Annotated in this window: 14 protein-coding genes; 3 read left to right on the forward strand and 11 right to left on the reverse strand. The window is 46.4% G+C overall.

Annotated elements, in window-relative coordinates:
• Positions 1–12: 12 nt before the first annotated feature.
• The 4 genes from BMW45_RS04560 to BMW45_RS04575 all read right to left on the reverse strand — a co-directional run bounded on the left by BMW45_RS04560 (position 13) and on the right by BMW45_RS04575 (position 5689).
• The gene (locus tag BMW45_RS04560) at positions 13–1092 is read right to left on the reverse strand and encodes a phosphate/phosphite/phosphonate ABC transporter substrate-binding protein (RefSeq protein ID WP_092240892.1); all 1080 of its coding nucleotides are present in this window, start codon (positions 1090–1092) and stop codon (positions 13–15) included.
• 48 nt (positions 1093–1140) lie between these two features.
• Positions 1141–2115 (reverse strand): LacI family DNA-binding transcriptional regulator, encoded by a 975-nt coding sequence (locus BMW45_RS04565; RefSeq protein WP_092240895.1) that lies wholly within the window; start codon positions 2113–2115, stop codon positions 1141–1143.
• 210 nt (positions 2116–2325) lie between these two features.
• Positions 2326–4530, reverse strand: a complete 2205-nt coding sequence (locus tag BMW45_RS04570) for a DNA topoisomerase III (protein ID WP_092240900.1) — start codon at positions 4528–4530, stop codon at positions 2326–2328.
• 283 nt (positions 4531–4813) lie between these two features.
• On the reverse strand, positions 4814–5689 hold the full coding sequence (locus BMW45_RS04575) for a sugar phosphate isomerase/epimerase family protein (RefSeq protein ID WP_092240902.1): 876 nt from the start codon (positions 5687–5689) through the stop codon (positions 4814–4816).
• 217 nt (positions 5690–5906) lie between these two features.
• Between BMW45_RS04575 and BMW45_RS04580 the strand changes: the two genes are divergently transcribed.
• The 3 genes from BMW45_RS04580 to BMW45_RS29060 are packed head-to-tail and all read left to right on the forward strand — an operon-like array spanning position 5907 to position 6775.
• Positions 5907–6239, forward strand: a complete 333-nt coding sequence (locus BMW45_RS04580) for an AraC family ligand binding domain-containing protein (RefSeq protein ID WP_166433274.1) — start codon at positions 5907–5909, stop codon at positions 6237–6239.
• A 27-nt stretch (positions 6240–6266) separates the two neighbouring features.
• Entirely contained in the window at positions 6267–6527 is a 261-nt protein-coding gene (locus BMW45_RS04585; protein ID WP_092240905.1) for a hypothetical protein, read from the forward strand.
• Positions 6509–6775: a helix-turn-helix domain-containing protein gene (locus BMW45_RS29060; RefSeq protein WP_416388659.1), complete on the forward strand. Its 267-nt coding sequence runs from the start codon at positions 6509–6511 to the stop codon at positions 6773–6775. The genes BMW45_RS04585 and BMW45_RS29060 overlap by 19 nt, the downstream gene beginning before the upstream one ends.
• 51 nt (positions 6776–6826) lie before the next feature.
• Here the strand turns inward: BMW45_RS29060 and BMW45_RS04595 are convergent, their stop codons facing one another.
• The 7 genes from BMW45_RS04595 to BMW45_RS04625 all read right to left on the reverse strand — a co-directional run bounded on the left by BMW45_RS04595 (position 6827) and on the right by BMW45_RS04625 (position 16495).
• On the reverse strand, positions 6827–8215 hold the full coding sequence (locus BMW45_RS04595) for an MATE family efflux transporter (protein WP_092240907.1): 1389 nt from the start codon (positions 8213–8215) through the stop codon (positions 6827–6829).
• A gap of 239 nt (positions 8216–8454) precedes the next feature.
• The gene (locus BMW45_RS04600) at positions 8455–9468 is read right to left on the reverse strand and encodes an ABC transporter permease subunit (protein WP_092240909.1); all 1014 of its coding nucleotides are present in this window, start codon (positions 9466–9468) and stop codon (positions 8455–8457) included.
• The gene (locus tag BMW45_RS04605; protein ID WP_092240911.1) at positions 9469–10524 is read right to left on the reverse strand and encodes an ABC transporter permease; all 1056 of its coding nucleotides are present in this window, start codon (positions 10522–10524) and stop codon (positions 9469–9471) included.
• Positions 10517–12037, reverse strand: a complete 1521-nt coding sequence (locus tag BMW45_RS04610) for a sugar ABC transporter ATP-binding protein (RefSeq protein ID WP_092240913.1) — start codon at positions 12035–12037, stop codon at positions 10517–10519. Before BMW45_RS04610 ends, BMW45_RS04605 begins: the two co-directional genes overlap by 8 nt.
• Positions 12038–12190: 153 nt before the next feature.
• Entirely contained in the window at positions 12191–13270 is a 1080-nt protein-coding gene (locus BMW45_RS04615; protein WP_092240915.1) for an ABC transporter substrate-binding protein, read from the reverse strand.
• Positions 13271–13443: 173 nt separating this feature from the next.
• A complete protein-coding gene (locus BMW45_RS04620; protein ID WP_242882903.1) occupies positions 13444–14883 on the reverse strand; it encodes a sensor histidine kinase in 1440 nt (479 codons plus the stop codon).
• A complete protein-coding gene (locus BMW45_RS04625; protein ID WP_166433275.1) occupies positions 14867–16495 on the reverse strand; it encodes a response regulator transcription factor in 1629 nt (542 codons plus the stop codon). Before BMW45_RS04625 ends, BMW45_RS04620 begins: the two co-directional genes overlap by 17 nt.
• Positions 16496–16564 lie beyond the last annotated feature (69 nt).

A 16564-nucleotide genomic window follows, 5' to 3' on the forward strand; every position in this document is an offset into this window, starting at 1 on the left:
TGTGTGTATTATTTATTTCGCATTTAATTCCTTAATCATCTTCTGTGCCGCACGTTCATTGTCATAATCAGAACTCTGTGCAGGCTTATAACCATTGTGGCTGTAGATGGCGATGACTTTCTTGCCCTCTTCCGTGTTGCCAATGTTGATAAATGCGTTCTGAACTGCCTTTACAAACGCATCATCCATGATTTTGGAGGTCTTGCTCACGCTGACCGTATCATTGAAAATAGGAGGAGTCACACCGATTACACCTGTTTCTTCCCAGATGGAGCCGGCTCTTCCGTATTCAGATTTCCATTTCTCCTCATAATCCCTGCGGGCGTCCGCATAGGTACAGAGAACATCTACCTGTCCGGAAGCAAGTCTTGCAAATGCGCTTCCATAGGAATCAGACTGAACTGCGTGGGAAAGATTTAAAATATTCTTCTGGAAATTATCCTGAAGCCATAAGGAGGGATAAATGTATCCTGCCGGTGAAGAGGATGACATAACGCTCCAGTTTGCTCCGTCTAAATCCTCAAAGGTCAATGCTTCGCCCTTGTTTACCTTATCTGCCAACGCTTTTCCCTTTTCTGAAGGTCCTGCAATAATAAGCGCGCGGTAGGAAGTTGCCTGATCAGTGGTTCCCTCGGTTGCCTTGCCGTCATTCCAGTCCTTTGCGGAATCGAAATTCTTGCTTAATGCATCCCTGGTGGCCGTAAGAATCACTTCTGCACCATCATCATAAAGGACATAAGTTCCTCCAGGAATCAGACCGATATCTGCAGTACCTGCGGAAAGAGCTTCTCCAACCGCTTCATAGCTGGTTCCAACCGTAATTACTACTTCACCGATATCATAGCCTTCTTTTCCCAGCTCTGACTTCAGCATGTCTTTTAAAGGCTCTGTGGCGGTTACGATCTCCTGTGGCTCCCTGGAAGGAACAAAGTATACATTCAGTTTGTCAACCTTCTTGTTCTCAGCTTTTGCCTCCGCCTTTGTGGTTTCTCCTGCTGCGGTTGTGGCTCCTGTTTGGCTGCCGCCAGAACATCCGCCGATCATTGCTGCACAAAGTGCTGCTGCCATTAATACAGAAACTGTTTTTTTCATACTGCTCTCCTTTTTGTGTGATTCATCGGTTCTTGGGATCATGAGTCATCACGCACTGTCCCCTACCTCTAGCTTTGTCGGGAGAAAAATTGTCATATTGTCCTTACGGCCTTCCTGGATCTGTTCCAGCAGAAGCTTGATCGCTGTCTGCCACACGATATCAGGAAACATCCGGACCTTGGTGTACGAGGGCCATTTGGATTCCAGGGTCTCAATGTCCTTATAGATGACCACAGCCACATCCTTTGGTACACGAAGACCTGCATCCTGAAAGGCTTCCAATGCCCCTTCCGCCACCTCTTCGCTTCCTAAGAGCACCGCTTCCGGCAGACGGCCTGACTGGATTGCCTGCTTTGCCAGATGATAACCGCTTTCCCTGCTGATATCGCCTATGTAAAAATTCCCTTCCTCATAAAAGCCTCTCTGCATAAAAGCTCCCCGGATTCCTTCCAGTCTCCGGTAACCGATTCTTACCTGGCCTTCTTCATAAATTCCTCCGATATAGCCGACGCTGCAGTATTTTTTCTGATCCATAAGATAGTCCAGCATTTCATGGATTCCCTTATTAAAGTCCATGACAATGCTGTCATACTCATAATCCTTTGGATCCGAATTGATGAATACGATGGCAAAACTCTGCATACGCAGAAACTCCATCTCTTCCTCGGAAAAAACACCGAAGGCCATGATACCGTCGTACTGTCCAGGTTGATTTTTATCCAGCCGTACAAACCGCACATCATTTTTACCTGACATGGACTTTACGATTAAGTCCAGGGAAGAAAGCCTGATGTTGGTCCGGTCTTTCCGGATAATATGCCAGTCAGCTACTCCTATGACAATTCCTCTTTCTTTCTGTGCATGACGCCTCCTGGGTGGGACATATTTTAACTCGTGGGCAATTCTGAATATCCTTTTTTTCACTTCCGGACTTACCACAATGGTATCATCCTGGTTTAATACCCTTGATACCGTTGCAATGGATACATCCGCAAGCTGCGAAATTTCTTTTATTGTAGCCATAATCTATATCCTCACCTTCCAATTTTCATTATAATTGCAGTTTCTGTCAGCGTCAATAAGTAAAGTAAAATTTTACTAAATTTTTACTTGGTTTTGATCCGGGATTCACAAAAAGGATGTCTGGCTTGAGACATCCTTTTCCTATATCACATGATCCGTTGTCACGGCCTCCCTTTATCCAGGCCGTGACCAGGACTTTCAACGAAGAGGTTAATCCTCTTTACCTCCCAGATTCAGCTTTGCAAAAGCGTCTGCAAAGGCTGAATTAATGGGCATATCCCCTTCCTTTTTCTGCTGGTTTATATACTTTGCCACATCTTTTTTGGATACCCCGGCGCCTTCCTTTGCACGCCGTTCCTTAAAGGAAGAAAGCTTTTCCTTGTAGCCGCATTTGCAAACAAAGATTTGTCCGTCCCCTTTCCCCCTAAGCTCCAGCTTCTTATGGCAGACCGGGCATCTTGCATTACTGGTTCTGGAAACTGTCTCCCGGTGCCCGCACTCCCTGTCCTGGCAGACCAGCATCTCGCTGTTTTTTCCTTTGACTGCCAGCATCCGCTTGCCGCAGTCCGGGCATTTGTGATTGGTCAGGTTATCATGGTTAAAGCTGCCTTCTCCGGCCCTGATCTGATGGATCAACTCCCCGGAATACTGCCTGATATCCTTCATAAACGCGGCCCGTTTTAATTTTCCCCCGGCAATTTCAGAAAGCCTCATCTCCCATTCCGCTGTCAGCTCCGGTTTCTTTAGATCCTCCGGTACAAGGGTAAGCAGCTGTTTGGCCTTGGAGGTCAAATAAATGTCCTTTCCGCGCCGTTCCAGAAGAAAGCCGGAAAACAGCTTTTCAATGATATCTGCCCTTGTGGCCACGGTCCCAAGTCCCCCTGTTTCTCCCAGGGTCCTTGCCATGTCACGGTCTTTTGTTTCCATATAAGATACCGGATTTTCCATGGCGGTAAGAAGGGTTGCTTCCTGAAAGGGTGACGGTGGCTTTGTCTTTCCTTCGGTCATAGCAACCGTCAGCTTAGCAAGCCGGTCCCCCTTTTTCATAACAGGAAGATTCTGTTCCTTTAATTCCTGTTCCTCGTCTTCCTCATCCTGGGTTTCATAAACTTCCTTCCAGCCCAGTGCCTTTACGGTCTTTCCTCTGGCTGCCAGAGTTTCTCCCCCTAAATCCAGGGTAATCTCTGTCTGTTCATATTCAAAAGGAGGATACAGTACCGCCAGGAATCTGCGGACCACCAGATCATAGATTTTCCGCTCATCAATGGTCATGTGGTCCAGCTGAACAAACTGTTCCGTAGGAATGATGGCATGGTGATCCGTCACCTTCTTGTCGTTCACAAAGGAAGGAGCTGCCTGGATCCTCTGGATCACCAGCCTTCCGGCCAGCTTCCGGTATGGCCCAACGCCGCAGGCCTCCAGCCTTTCCTTAATGGATGGAACGATATCCGAGCTTAGATACCTGGAATCTGTTCTGGGGTAAGTAAGGACCTTGTGGTTTTCATAAAGCCTCTGCATGATATTTAACGTCTCTTTTGCAGAATAGTTAAACCTTCGGTTGGCTTCCCTCTGCAGTTCCGTCAGATCATAAAGCTGGGGAGATTCCTTCTTCTTCGGAACACTTTTCACCTCTGTGACCACTCCCTCGCCCTGGGCTTTCATTTTACCTAAAAGGGCTTCCACCCGGTCCTTGTCAAAGGAACGGAAACTCTTTGACTTCTCATCCCGCCAGGTAAAGGAAAGTGCCGGGTTCGTACATTTGGCCGTAATGCCGTAGAAAGGTTTGGGAACAAAATTTTTGATCTCCTCTTCTCTCCTTGCGATGATGGCAAGGGTAGGAGTCTGCACACGGCCGCAGCTTAAGCTGGCGTTGTATTTGCAGGTCAGCGCCCTGGTGGCATTGATACCTACCAGCCAGTCCGCTTCGGCACGGCACATGGCGGCATCGTACAGGTTATCGTAATCATGGCCATTTTTTAACTTTGCAAAGCCTTCCTTAATGGCCTTGTCCGTAACAGAAGAGATCCAGAGCCTTTTTATCGGCTTCTTATTCCCCGCCTTTTCCAGGATCAGCCTGGCTACAAGCTCCCCTTCCCGTCCGGCATCAGTGGCAATGATGATTTCTCCCACATCTGCCCGGTGGATCTGGGATTTTACCACACGGTACTGCTTTCCTGTCTGTTTGATGACTTCAAGCCGGAACTGGTCCGGCATCATGGGAAGATCCTCTATCTTCCATTCCTTATATTTGGGATCATAATCTTCAGGATCAGCCAATGTGACCAGATGACCAAGTCCCCAGGTGACCAAATAATTCCCCCCTTCGATTACTCCATTGTTGTTCTTATTGCAGTGAAGGACCCGGGCAATGTCCCTGGCCACTGACGGTTTTTCCGCTATGATTAAAGCTTTCATGTAATTCCTCCAAACTCAAGTCTCTCCCAATTATATCGTATTGTCCAGGTTATTACAACTTCTACATGATATCAGAGCGTGCCAAAAAAGCCGGCCCTGTCATGCGGTAACAGAAACGGCTTTATTGGAGGAGTCATGATCCCTCACGGGTCAATTGAAGGTATCATCAGAGGGTTCGTCTGATGTATAGAATATTCACATGTAGTTAGTCGTAGCTAACTACATGTATATTAGCATAAACTAATCTAAAATACAAGAGGTTTCTTGAAAAGATTTTTTATCTTCACGCTTCCTGCTGTTCCATGGCTTCAACAATTCCTTTTATATAATTTATATCCGTCTTAAGCTTTTCTTCTGAACTGTCTGCAGAAGAAAAATCTTCAAATGTCACAAATCCATGATATCCAACCTCTTTTAGCGCCTGAAAACACCTTTCAAAATCTGCATGTCCTTCCATAAGAGGAGCCCATACGGGAACATACTTTTCTATTCCGTCCACATCTTTCTTTTCCCATTTGGCATTTTTTATGTGGACCTGATCCAGATATGGCCCCAGGATTTCAAAAGCCATTTTGTATTCTTCAAAACCTTCATAAATTACATTTCCAGTATCATAAATCACGCCGATATAACGGGGATCAAACTGCGAAGCCAGACGATACGCTGCGCTTGCCGTCGGGGTAATGGTTCTCATATGCATCTCAAAAGCTACTTTAATATCATACTTTTTCGCCAGCACCTCAACCTGTTTAAAGCCCTCTGCCGCCTCCTCAAACAATTCGCCGTAAGTCCGCTTCCCGTCATAGGAAGGAGCATTGATCCTGATCCGTTTGCAGTCCATAGCTTTTGCTGCCGCCATACACCGTTCAATCTTGTCTGCGCTGTCAGTACTCTTTAAATAAGTAGCCAGTGCATGAATGCAAATGCCGTATTGATCGGCAAGGGCTTTTATTTCTTCCGCTTTTTTATCAACGGTTTCTATGTCAATGGTACAATAATTATTTCTCCAATAAGAAGGCTTCTCCTTTAAAATTTCCGGATCTTCTGGTATATCTGTCACTCTCCAATCGACTCCGTCATATCCGAATTCCCTCATCTTTGATAATGCCTGCACCGGAGTCATATCCGGTACACTTACTGTAAATAATGAATATTTCATTGTTTCCCCTTTTTTGTTGTCCTTTGATACCGCAACTGGCGGTATCAGTGTTCCCGCGGCTGTCCTGATCTGACCGCCCGCAATGTATCATTACTTGTATCATTACTCTCATGATATCACATAGAAGCTTTCATAATATTGGCTTTTATGCTGTCTTTATGCTATATTTATGTCATATTGTACTGAATCCCATGGATATATCAGGAGAGAACCTTTCATGAACGAAATTACCATTCGATCCATTGAGCAGCTGCTCGTATCACATATCCGGACCTGCCGCAATGCAGAACGAACCCTTCATTTGCACAATAATGCGTACGAGCTCATGTTGTTTAAAAGCGGAAATGTAGATTATTTCATTAACAATGCCACTTACCATCTGACGCCTGGCAGCCTGACCTTCATATGCCCCAATGATATTCACGGATTATTCATCAAGGACAATAATCCTTACGAAAGAATTCCGATCCACATCGAGGAAAACTATGCGGACAGCCTGTCAACACCGGTGACTGATCTTTTCCGTTGCTTCTATAACCGAAAACCGTAACGGATTTATCATCTGAGCAAAGAGCAGATGGAGGAGTATGAATATCACGCCGATGCCATTATAACGGCTCTGAATGATAAAAGCTTTGGCTATGATGTCCGGGTGAAAGCCAGCCTTTTGTCCATCCTTTTGCTGGCCAATGCAGCTGCCCGGTCCAATGACCGGTACTTCGGGGATATTTCTCCCAAAATCATCCGTGATACAATCAGCTTCGTAGATGCCAACCTGACAAAGGATATTCGGTTCAGACAATCGCTGATTTTGCTAACATCAGCCGTTCCAGACTAAGCCATTTATTTAAAGAATATACAGGAACTTCCCTTTGGAATTATATCATCACCAGACGAATACAGTATGCCCGCACACTTTTATTAAAGGGTACTTCCATCACCGCCACCTGTTATGAATGCGGTTTTAGGGATTATGCTCATTTCGTTAAAGTTTTCACCAGAATCAATGGCATTTCTCCCGGCAGATACTCCAGGATTATTTCGGCAGAAAAAAAAGAAGCTTCTTCTTCAAAGCTCCTTTTTTAAGAACAGGAGCAAGGCATGAAGCCTCTGCTCCTTCTTATTACTATGTATGTTTTAATCTTCCTGCCCCAATACGATGTTATGGATCCACACGCCCTTCTTCACCAACACAAAGCCAACGATGCATTTAATGATCTCCACCACCTGGCACATGAAATATAACGGTACGATGGGAATGCCAGTATACCGGCTTAAGGTATAGGCTACCGGAATGCTGACCACCCACATGAATACGCTGTCAAATAAAAATGTGATCATCGTCTTACCGCCGGAACGCAGGGTAAAATAAGCCACATTCATAAACGCATTCATAGGCATGCACAAAGCCAGTATACGGATAAACTGGACAGCCAGGCTCCTGACCTCGTCCGTGGTGTTGTAGATCATGGGGAACAGAGGGGCCGTGACCGCTAAAAGGGCACCCATAATCACACAAGAACCAACGGAAAATGCGATCAGCTTCGTGTCCGTTTCCCTGGCTTCCTCCATTTTTCCGGCTCCCAAAAGCTGTCCTACGATAATGGAGACCGCGCTTCCTAAGGCTAAGTAAACCACATTAAATACATTTCCTATGGTGGCGGATATATTAAGGCCTGCCACCGCAGTCAGTCCTCTCACAGAATAGCACTGCATCAGGGTAGCCACCCCCGCTGCCCAAAGGGCTTCATTTACGATGAGAGGTGTTCCTTTCACAAAGATATTCCTCACAAGGCCTGCCGGTATATAAAAGCTTTTATAAGCTCCTGTAATAAACGGATTCTTTTTCTCATTTCTATGGGTCCAGGCAATTATAATCGTTGCTTCTACAAATCTGGCCATAACGGTTGCAATTGCCGCCCCAACTACACCAAGTACCGGGGCTCCCAGCTTTCCAAAGATCAGGATATAGTTAAATACAAGATTTACCAGGACTGCCACAATTCCGGCTTTCATGGGAACTATCGTTTCTCCGCATTCCCTCAAAGTACTGACATAAGCCTGCTCAATTGCAAAGGGTACCAAACCAATCAGCATGACCAGCATATACCGTCTTCCATGCATCAGCGCTGTCGCAAGCTCCGCATCATTCCCTTCTCCGTGGAGATACATGGCGATCATATCCTCTCCAAAGAAGAAAAACACGGCCACCGCAACCACAGAAAGAAGCGCGCAGCAGATGATTTTAAACCGGAACGTATGACGCACTCCGTCATGCCTTCCGCAGCCAAAGAACTGGGCGCCGAAAATACCTGCTCCCGATATGATTCCAAAAATACTGATGTTAAAGACAAAGATCAGCTGGTTCACAATTGCCACGCCGGACATCTGCTCTGTTCCAACCATGCCCACCATAATATTATCCAGCAGGCTGACAAAGTTGGTGATCCCGTTTTGAACCATAATGGGAATGGCGATTGTCAGCACCATTCTGTAAAATGCCTTATTTCCGATGAATTTTTTCATAAGTTCTTCCAGTAAAAGCGCGCTTTTCTGTTATACCTCCGTAACGTGGATTTTCTGCCTTACGCAGAGTATCATAACTTTAATATGGAACAAGGCCTATGTCAACTAAATCTGCTTCTTTTACCCGGTTTTTTCGCTGAAAGGGAAAGAGGAAAATCAGCAGGCAAAAGCCGCTGTCCGGCGGCTTCTATCCCGTCAGGCAGCGGCTGGCGCCTATCCATGTCTTTCTCTTTAGAAACTCACTTCTCCTTTGCCTTGGCAAACAGGCTTTGAAGAAGAATAAAAAATGCCAGCAATGCCGCAATGGTGATCTTCGTCCACCAGGATGAAAGTGTCCCCTGGAAGGTGATGAATGTCTCTATGGTTCCCTTTATTAAAACCCCAAACAGGCTTCCAAATACATTTCCCACACCTCCGGACAGCAATGTCCCACCGATAACCGCCGATGCGATGGCTTCCATCTCAAAACCCTTGGCCTGCTCCACAAAGCCCGCACAGGTATTTAAACAGAATAAAAACCCGCCTAATGCACATAAGAAGCCGTTAATGACATACACAAAAAGCTTCGTACGCTTTACATTTAACCCCATCATCAGTGCGGACTGCTCATTTCCGCCCACCGCGTAAATCGTCCGCCCGAACTTCGTATATTTTAATACTACAAAGACCAGCACCAGTACCGCCAGAGCGATGATAACGCTTGGATAAAGAAAGGGATAGTTTACCACACCCTTTTTATTTACGGTTCCGCCAAGAAAGGTCAAATTGATTTTACTCTTCGCCCATTTTAAAAACAGCTCATTTTTTACACTGATCATTTCCTGACTGATGATGGCCGTCATGCCTCTGGCAAAGAACATTCCCGCCAGGGTCACGATAAATGGCTGTATTTTTAAGTAGGCAATAAAAAATCCCTGGACCAGGCCAAAGAAGATGCCCATGGCCAGAACAGTCAAAAGGGCCGGAACAGCCCCGATTCCCTTAACTTCCATCATCCAGGCAAGCATCATGCAGGTAAGGGCCACCACAGATCCAACGGAAATATCAATCCCCCCAGTGATCATGACCATGGTCATGCCAGCCGCTATCACGATCAGGCCGGCATTGGAAATAAAAAGATTTAAAAATACCTGTGGCTTTGCAAAGCCTTTGCCATTAAAGATTATGATTCCGGCTATGTACATTGTCACGAAAAGGGCAATGGTGATCATAAGCAGGAATACTTTTCCATCTCTCTTTCCTTTGTTCTTCATTTATGCCACCTTCTTTCCCGCTACATGGCCTGTTTGGAATCTTTTCGCCATTTTTTTAAGCTCCGTTGACTGAAGAGCAACGATGATCACCACGACAATTGCCTTATAAACCGGAATCTGGTCCGGAGAGACCCCCATAGCATATAAGGTGGTGCTTAAGGCCTGAATGGTGTAAGCACCGATGACACTGCCAAGGAGGGAAAATTTACCGCCTCCCAGGCTGTTTCCCCCTAATGCTACCGCAAGGATCGCATCTAACTCCAGATTAAGCCCGATGTTGTTAGCGTCCGCCGAGTAGATTCTCGAAGATGCCACCAGGCCGGATACACCTGCGCAAAGTCCGCAGAATACATAGGACAGAAAGATGATCCCGGAAGACTTGATCCCCATGAGCCTGGAAGCCCTGGAGTTAATTCCTACCGTCTGGATATAAAGTCCCAACGTGGTTTTTTTAAGCAGAACATAGGTAAGGATCACCACTAGCAGCGCCACGAGTACGGGAGTCGGAACAGGAATCCCGGGAATGCTGGCTCCCAGCATTTTATAGGACTCCACCCGGATGTAGGTAATCTGCCCTCTGGTGATCAGCTGTGCCATACCCCGCCCTGCCGTAAACAGGATCAAGGTCGCTACCATGGGCTGGATCTTCATCTTCGCCACCAGGAACCCATTAAAGCAGCCGCACAACATTCCAGCAAAAACGGCTGCCAATACACCTAATATATAGGGATTCTGAAACTCATTCACGGTCTGCAGTCCGCCTGCCAGGATATAGCAGCAGACGGCTCCGGCCACAGACATGACCGCTCCCACGGAAATATCCGTCCCACCGGAGGCCGCCACAACCATGGTCATTCCCACAGACAGGATCACCAGATCACTGGCCCGGTTGATCACATCGATAATATATCCATATAAAACACCGTTTTTTAATGTCACCTGAAAAAAAGTAGGCGTTTTAATAAGGTTTGACAACAGCACCAGAACAAGGCAGAACAGAGGCAGGAACAAGCGGGTTCCTGTTAGTTTTTTCACAAATATGATCAGCTTATTCATCTCCCGCACCTCCTGCAATCGCCTTCATAATGTTATTCTGGTCAAGCTCACCTTCTTCCAGTTCCCCCACCTTCTGCCCATCCCGGAGTACGGCCATACGGCTGCAGGTACGCAGCATTTCTTCCACTTCTGAGGAAATAAACATTACGGACTTGCCCTCCTCTGAAAGCTTTACCACCAATTTCTGAATCTCTGTCTTGGTACCGACATCGATCCCTCTGGTGGGTTCATCCAGTATGAGAAAATCAGGATCCGTAAGGAGCCATCTTCCTAAGATTACTTTCTGCTGGTTTCCTCCGCTCAAGCTTTTAATAGGAGTCTCCCTGTTAGCCGTTTTTATCTGTAAAAGCTCTATATATTTATCAGCAAGCTCCTCCTGCTCTTTTCTTCCGAAGGGCTGGAACATTCCCTTCTTTGCCTGAAGCGCAAGAATCAAATTGTCCCGTACCGACAGATCCGCCACGATCCCTTCCTCCTTCCGGTTTTCCGGAAGGTAGGCCATACCAGCCTTCATGGCGTCAAGGGGCGCTGCCACCGAAACCGGCCGGCCTTTTACCTTCAGTACCCCGCTGTCCGGCTTATCCGCTCCGTATAGGCTCCTTGCTAGCTCCGAGCGGCCGGATCCTAAAAGCCCGGTAAGACCGATTACCTCCCCTTTACGGATCTTAAGGTCGTAAGGCTTTATGGTTCCCTGCTTTCCGATTCCCTGTGCATCGATCACCAATTCTCCGGACCTTTCCTCCGCCTCTCCTCCTTTTTTAATGGCAGCCAAATCGTCAAAATCTTTTCCCATCATCTTTGCTACCAGCTGCACTCTGGGCAGCTTTTCCGTATCATACTCTCCTACCAGAGCCCCGTTTCTAAGAACGGTGATCTTATCGCAAACCTCATATACCTGTTCCAGGAAATGAGTGACAAAGATGATTCCCACACCTTCCGATTTGAGGCGGTTCATCAGATGAAACAGCTTCTCCACCTCATTGTCATCCAGGGAAGAAGTGGGTTCGTCAAGAATCAAAACCTTTGCAGACATATCCACGGCTCTGGCGATGGCAAACATCTGCTGCAAAGCGATGGAGTAATTCTCCAGGGCCCTTGTCACGTCAATATGAATATCCAGACTCTCCATCAGATCTTTCGCCTTCTTATTCATGGTTTTCCAGTCGATGATGCCTGCCCGCTTCGGCTCCCTGCCGATGAATAAATTTTCCGCCACAGATAAATTGGGGCAGAGATTAACCTCCTGGTAGACCGTGCTGATCCCATGAGCCTGGGCCTCCTGGGGAGAATGGTTGATCATATTCCCCTTAAACCCGTCAATGGTAATTTCTCCTGATTCAAACTCTTCCACACCTGTCAGAACTTTAATAAGGGTGGACTTTCCGGCTCCGTTCTCCCCCATCAGCGCATGGATCTCTCCTCTTCTTAATGTAAAGTCTACATGATCAAGGGCCTGCACGCCTGGAAATGCTTTTGATATACTTCGCATGGCTAATACGATTACATTGGGCATTAAATCCCTTCCTTTCTTTCCCCGTCCTGCTTAAACCGGCAAATTCAGGGATCAAAAAAGGTGCGGAGCGGAGGACTTTAAACCTCCGTCCTCCATTCCCCTGCACCTGTTTATCCAGATTCACTACTGTTTGCGGCTCTAAAACCCCGTGGATCAATAGGCCCTCTTTGGTTTTTCCTGAGCCGCCGTATCAGCCGGATATACTCCTTCCTGTACATAGGCGATCTTATCCACGCTTTCACCCTTTTCCAGCTTCTGAATGATTTCAGCCACGCGAGGCCCATGAAGCGGGTTACATTCTACGGATACATTCATATCACCGGCAATCATGGAATCAAAGGCAGCCGCAACCGCGTCAAAGGAAATGATGATGATATCGCCCTTTGGCCCGCAGGTCTTTCCTGCTGCCTTGATGGCGTCAATGGCTCCAAAGGCCATGTTGTCATTTTCTGCGATCACAACATCAATATCACTATAGGTCTTAAGGAAGGATTCCATTACCTCCTGTCCCTTTGCCTGAGTAAATTCTCCTGTCTGACGCTCTAACATCTTCCACTTGGGATGATCTTTCATCTTTTCTTCCACACCGTCGGTACGTCCGATCTGGGCAGAAGAACCGATGGTTCCCTGCAGGGTCACGATGTTGATGTCATCGTCCGTACGGTTATTATTCTTTAAGTACTCATCAAGCCATGCCACTGCATCATAGCCTTCCTGAAGGAAATTGGAGCCAACCCATGCAGTATAGAGGGAATCGTCGGAAACATCGATCATACGGTCAACAATAATGACCGGGATCCCCGCATCCTTTGCTTCCTGCAAAACCGTATCCCAGCCTGTTTCCGTAACCGGCGCGATCACAATATAGTCCACATCCTGCTGGATAAAGTTGCGGACCGCCTTTAACTGGTTTTCCTGCTTCTGCTGCGCATCATCAAATATCAGCTTGTACCCGTTTGCTTCCGTAAACGTGGATTTCATGGATTCGGTATTGGCTGTTCTCCAGTCAGATTCCGCTCCTACCTGGGAAAAACCTACCACAAGCAGATCCTTTTTTTCCTCTGCCTTAGCTGCCTCTGTTTTAGCTGCCTCTGTCTTGGCTGCCTCTGTTTTTGTTTCCCCGCCGGCCGGAGCCCCGGTGGTTGCCGCAGTCTGGGAACCGCTGCATCCGGATAAAACCATAGCTGCAGTCATGGCAGCCGCCGTCATCATGCCCAGTAATCTTCTCTTCATATCCGTTCCCTCCAAAATGATAGATCGTGTTACCTTTTCTTAGTGACTACCAGTATCATAACGGTTACAGTCTCTCTTCTCAATGCAATATCTTTTGTAAACGGTTGAGTTTCTTACGCCTTTTCCGGTCATTTAAAAACTAAGTTGGATTTTTTCGGAAAAAGGTTGATTTTTTATCTGTTCCCCTTTATAGAAGCCGGGATCCTGACTGTAACAGAGGTTCCAATCCCATACTCGCTTTCGATGGAAAGCCCATAGATTTCGCCGAAATTGAGCCGGATCCTCTCTGCCACATTAGCGATTCCAAATCCTTCCCGCAACCCTAAGTCCTCTCCGCCGTTTCGTACCAGTCTCTGCATTTTTTCAAGCTCTTCCGGCTTCATTCCAATGCCGTTATCCTCCACTTTTAACAGAATGTCCTCTCCCTCCTGCCAGCCGCTGATCTTTAGAAAGCCCTTTTTCCTGCAATTCTTAATTCCATGGTAAAGGGCATTCTCCACAATAGGCTGCAGAGTCAGTTTCAACGTGGAGAATTCCATGATCTGCTCCTTAAAATCGATTTCATAATCCAATATATCCTCATAGCGGAAATGCTGGATCTGAAGATAGCTCTTTACATGTTCAGCCTCTCCCCTGATGGTGATAAAATCCCTTCCATTGTTTAGGCCCATCCGCAGAAAGGAAGAAAGGGCCGTGATCATATCCACCACCTCCTGATGACGTTTCCCCTCTGCCAGCCAGACAATTGTATCCAGGGTATTATAAAGAAAATGAGGATTGATCTGAGCCTGTAAAAGCTTTAATTCGGTTTTTCTCTTTAGCTCCTGTTCTTCCTTAATGTGGTCAATCAGCTCCCCGATACGGATCACCATGTGATCATACTGGTCGCTTAGCATCTGAATCTCCCGTATATTACTTTTGGGCGCCTGGACCTTTAGGCTGCCGTTTGCAAGCACCATGGTATATTGACACAGTTCCTCAATGGGTTTTGTAATCTTCTTTCCAAAGGAAGAAAAAGAAACGATTAAAAACACGATGATATAAGCGGAAACCACGATGCATGAGGCAATGACCCTCTTTGTCTGGGAATCCAGCTTTAAACGCGTAGATTCTAAGGTCTTTGTTTCATTGTAAATATAATCGGACATAGTTTCCTGAATGAGTTCAGTGATTATGTAAATATCTTTATCCAGGCGCTCCATATTCCGGTCATAATCACCGATGATATTGCTGGTACGGATGTCTTCAATCCTTTTTTCCAGAATGCCGATGAGTATGATGATCCCATCCAGTCCCTTTTTGCTGTTCTCCTGAGGCGTGGAGTCCTTTAACTGTTCAAACAGCCTCCGGGAATTTTCCAGTTCCTCATAGGGATTTAAAGAATCAAAGGTGTCCGCCCCTATGACAATGCGGTACATCTTATAATCGATGTTGGATTTAAAGTCAAAATTAAACTCCGTAGCCATCGTTAAGTTCCGGATGCTTTGTCTATACTGTTCGTTCTGCCATTCCATCATATACAGCAATATCCCAATCATAATTATGACCGGGATAAATACGATTGCCTGCATGGATTGTAATTTTGCTTTGATAGAATCACGTTTTTGCATCATTTCTGCCTCCTGACCGGAATGCTTTCGGCGTAATTCCATGAGTCTTTTTAAATATGTAGCTGAAATAATGGGGATCTTTATACCCCACCTGATATCCGATTTCCGAGGCCCGAAGGTCTGTCTTAAGAAGCAGCTCCTTTGCCGCTTCCATACGGACCTTTGTTAAATATTCCACAAAGGTGATCCCCATCTCCTGGCTGAATATGGTGCTGAAGTAATTGGGGCTTATATTCACGCTGGAGGCCACCACATTTAAAGAAATGTCCTCATCCTTATAGTGACGTTCAATGTAATCCCTGGATTTATCAAGAACCAGGCGGTACTTTTTCTGGGAACAGGTGGTGCGAAGGGTGATGGCCTTTGTAAGGATCTCCCTGGCGTACTTTACCGCCACTTCTTCAGATCCCACACAAGGCTTTAAGGCCTTACCATCCCCAAATTCCTTTAAGACCTGTTCCGGCTCAAAACCAAGCTGAGTGACAAAACCGATGACAGCAAGATAAACATCCATAAGCAAATACTGCCGGAAGATTAAGGACTTAAAATTATTCCCGCAAGCCTCTAAATATTCTTCCAGAAAATACTTCACCTCTGTAATTGAACCATTTTTAAGGAAATTAGGAACAATATCCCGGCTAAGTTTGGTAATGTCCATCCCTTCCAGGCTGATGGTTCCAGAATCGTCATGAAGCCGGACAGCCGCTTCTGCCGTAAGAAGCTGGTTGTATTCCAGCATGTACCGGCTGGCATAGGCCCGGCTGGCCGCCTTAAAACAGGTTCTAAGCTCACCGAGCCTGCATACCGGAACACCGATTCCTCCGAAATACTCCATGCCCGGACAGGACTCCACAAGGCGGACCAAAAGCTTAGAGCAGGCAGCCGCCTTTCTATCAAGATCTTCCCAGTCGTTTCCCATGACCAGAAATGCATACCCTTCTGTTAAGCGGTTAAATACGATGACCTCTGACCTGTTCTCAAACCGGTCTTTTATCATCTCATCAAACATAACAACCTGGTCCGTAAACTGCTCCTGGCTGCCGGAAACCCTTGCCTGAAACAAAATCAGATTATATACCGGAGCGCTTAAGGACAGTCTGTGTTCCCGCCCCTTAATAAGGATCTCCTGAAGGCTTAAGTTTCCTGATACAATGGTATCAAACAGCCGGTCCCGCTCCATCCGCTTTCTTTCTTCCTGCTGCTTTAGAAACTCCAGTTTATAACCCCTTTCGCTTTTCTCCTGGATAATGGCTTCGCTCATGCGCTCCAGAGCCTCTAGCAGCTGGCTGCTGCTGACAGGCTTAAGAAGGTAATCCGCTGCGCCGATCTTTATGGCCCGCTTTGCGTATTCAAAGTCATCATATCCGCTGAAAAACATGATGCGAAGGTCCGGAAGTTCTCTCTTTACCATCTCAGCCAGCTCAAGCCCATCCATAAAGGGCATTCGGATGTCAGTAAGCAGGATATCTGGCCTGGCCTTTAGGATCAAAGGATATGCCAGCTCCCCATCCGGTGCTTCCCCTGCAAACTCAAATCCGTATCTTTCCCACGGAATACCATTTTTAATTCCCTCACGAACTATTTTTTCATCCTCAGCAAGAAAAATTTTAACCATGTCAGATCCCCCCTGTATGTCCCACATTCATAAGTAGATTATATAAAATCTAAAAAAGAAATATAAGAG

The organism is Lacrimispora sphenoides (genome assembly GCF_900105215.1).
Taxonomy (GTDB): Bacteria; Bacillota; Clostridia; order Lachnospirales; family Lachnospiraceae; genus Lacrimispora; species Lacrimispora sphenoides_A.

Bases quoted from the DNA above. Each gene is read 5' to 3' on its own strand.
- BMW45_RS04560 (WP_092240892.1), bottom strand. From the start codon at position 1,092: ATGAAAAAAACAGTTTCTGTATTAATGGCAGCAGCACTTTGTGCAGCA.
- BMW45_RS04565 (WP_092240895.1), bottom strand. From the start codon at position 2,115: ATGGCTACAATAAAAGAAATTTCGCAGCTTGCGGATGTATCCATTGCA.
- BMW45_RS04570 (WP_092240900.1), bottom strand. From the start codon at position 4,530: ATGAAAGCTTTAATCATAGCGGAAAAACCGTCAGTGGCCAGGGACATT.
- BMW45_RS04575 (WP_092240902.1), bottom strand. From the start codon at position 5,689: ATGAAATATTCATTATTTACAGTAAGTGTACCGGATATGACTCCGGTG.
- BMW45_RS04580 (WP_166433274.1), top strand. From the start codon at position 5,907: ATGAACGAAATTACCATTCGATCCATTGAGCAGCTGCTCGTATCACAT.
- BMW45_RS04585 (WP_092240905.1), top strand. From the start codon at position 6,267: ATGGAGGAGTATGAATATCACGCCGATGCCATTATAACGGCTCTGAAT.
- BMW45_RS04595 (WP_092240907.1), bottom strand. From the start codon at position 8,215: ATGAAAAAATTCATCGGAAATAAGGCATTTTACAGAATGGTGCTGACA.
- BMW45_RS04600 (WP_092240909.1), bottom strand. From the start codon at position 9,468: ATGAAGAACAAAGGAAAGAGAGATGGAAAAGTATTCCTGCTTATGATC.
- BMW45_RS04605 (WP_092240911.1), bottom strand. From the start codon at position 10,524: ATGAATAAGCTGATCATATTTGTGAAAAAACTAACAGGAACCCGCTTG.
- BMW45_RS04610 (WP_092240913.1), bottom strand. From the start codon at position 12,037: ATGCCCAATGTAATCGTATTAGCCATGCGAAGTATATCAAAAGCATTT.
- BMW45_RS04615 (WP_092240915.1), bottom strand. From the start codon at position 13,270: ATGAAGAGAAGATTACTGGGCATGATGACGGCGGCTGCCATGACTGCA.
- BMW45_RS04620 (WP_242882903.1), bottom strand. From the start codon at position 14,883: ATGATGCAAAAACGTGATTCTATCAAAGCAAAATTACAATCCATGCAG.
- BMW45_RS04625 (WP_166433275.1), bottom strand. From the start codon at position 16,495: ATGGTTAAAATTTTTCTTGCTGAGGATGAAAAAATAGTTCGTGAGGGA.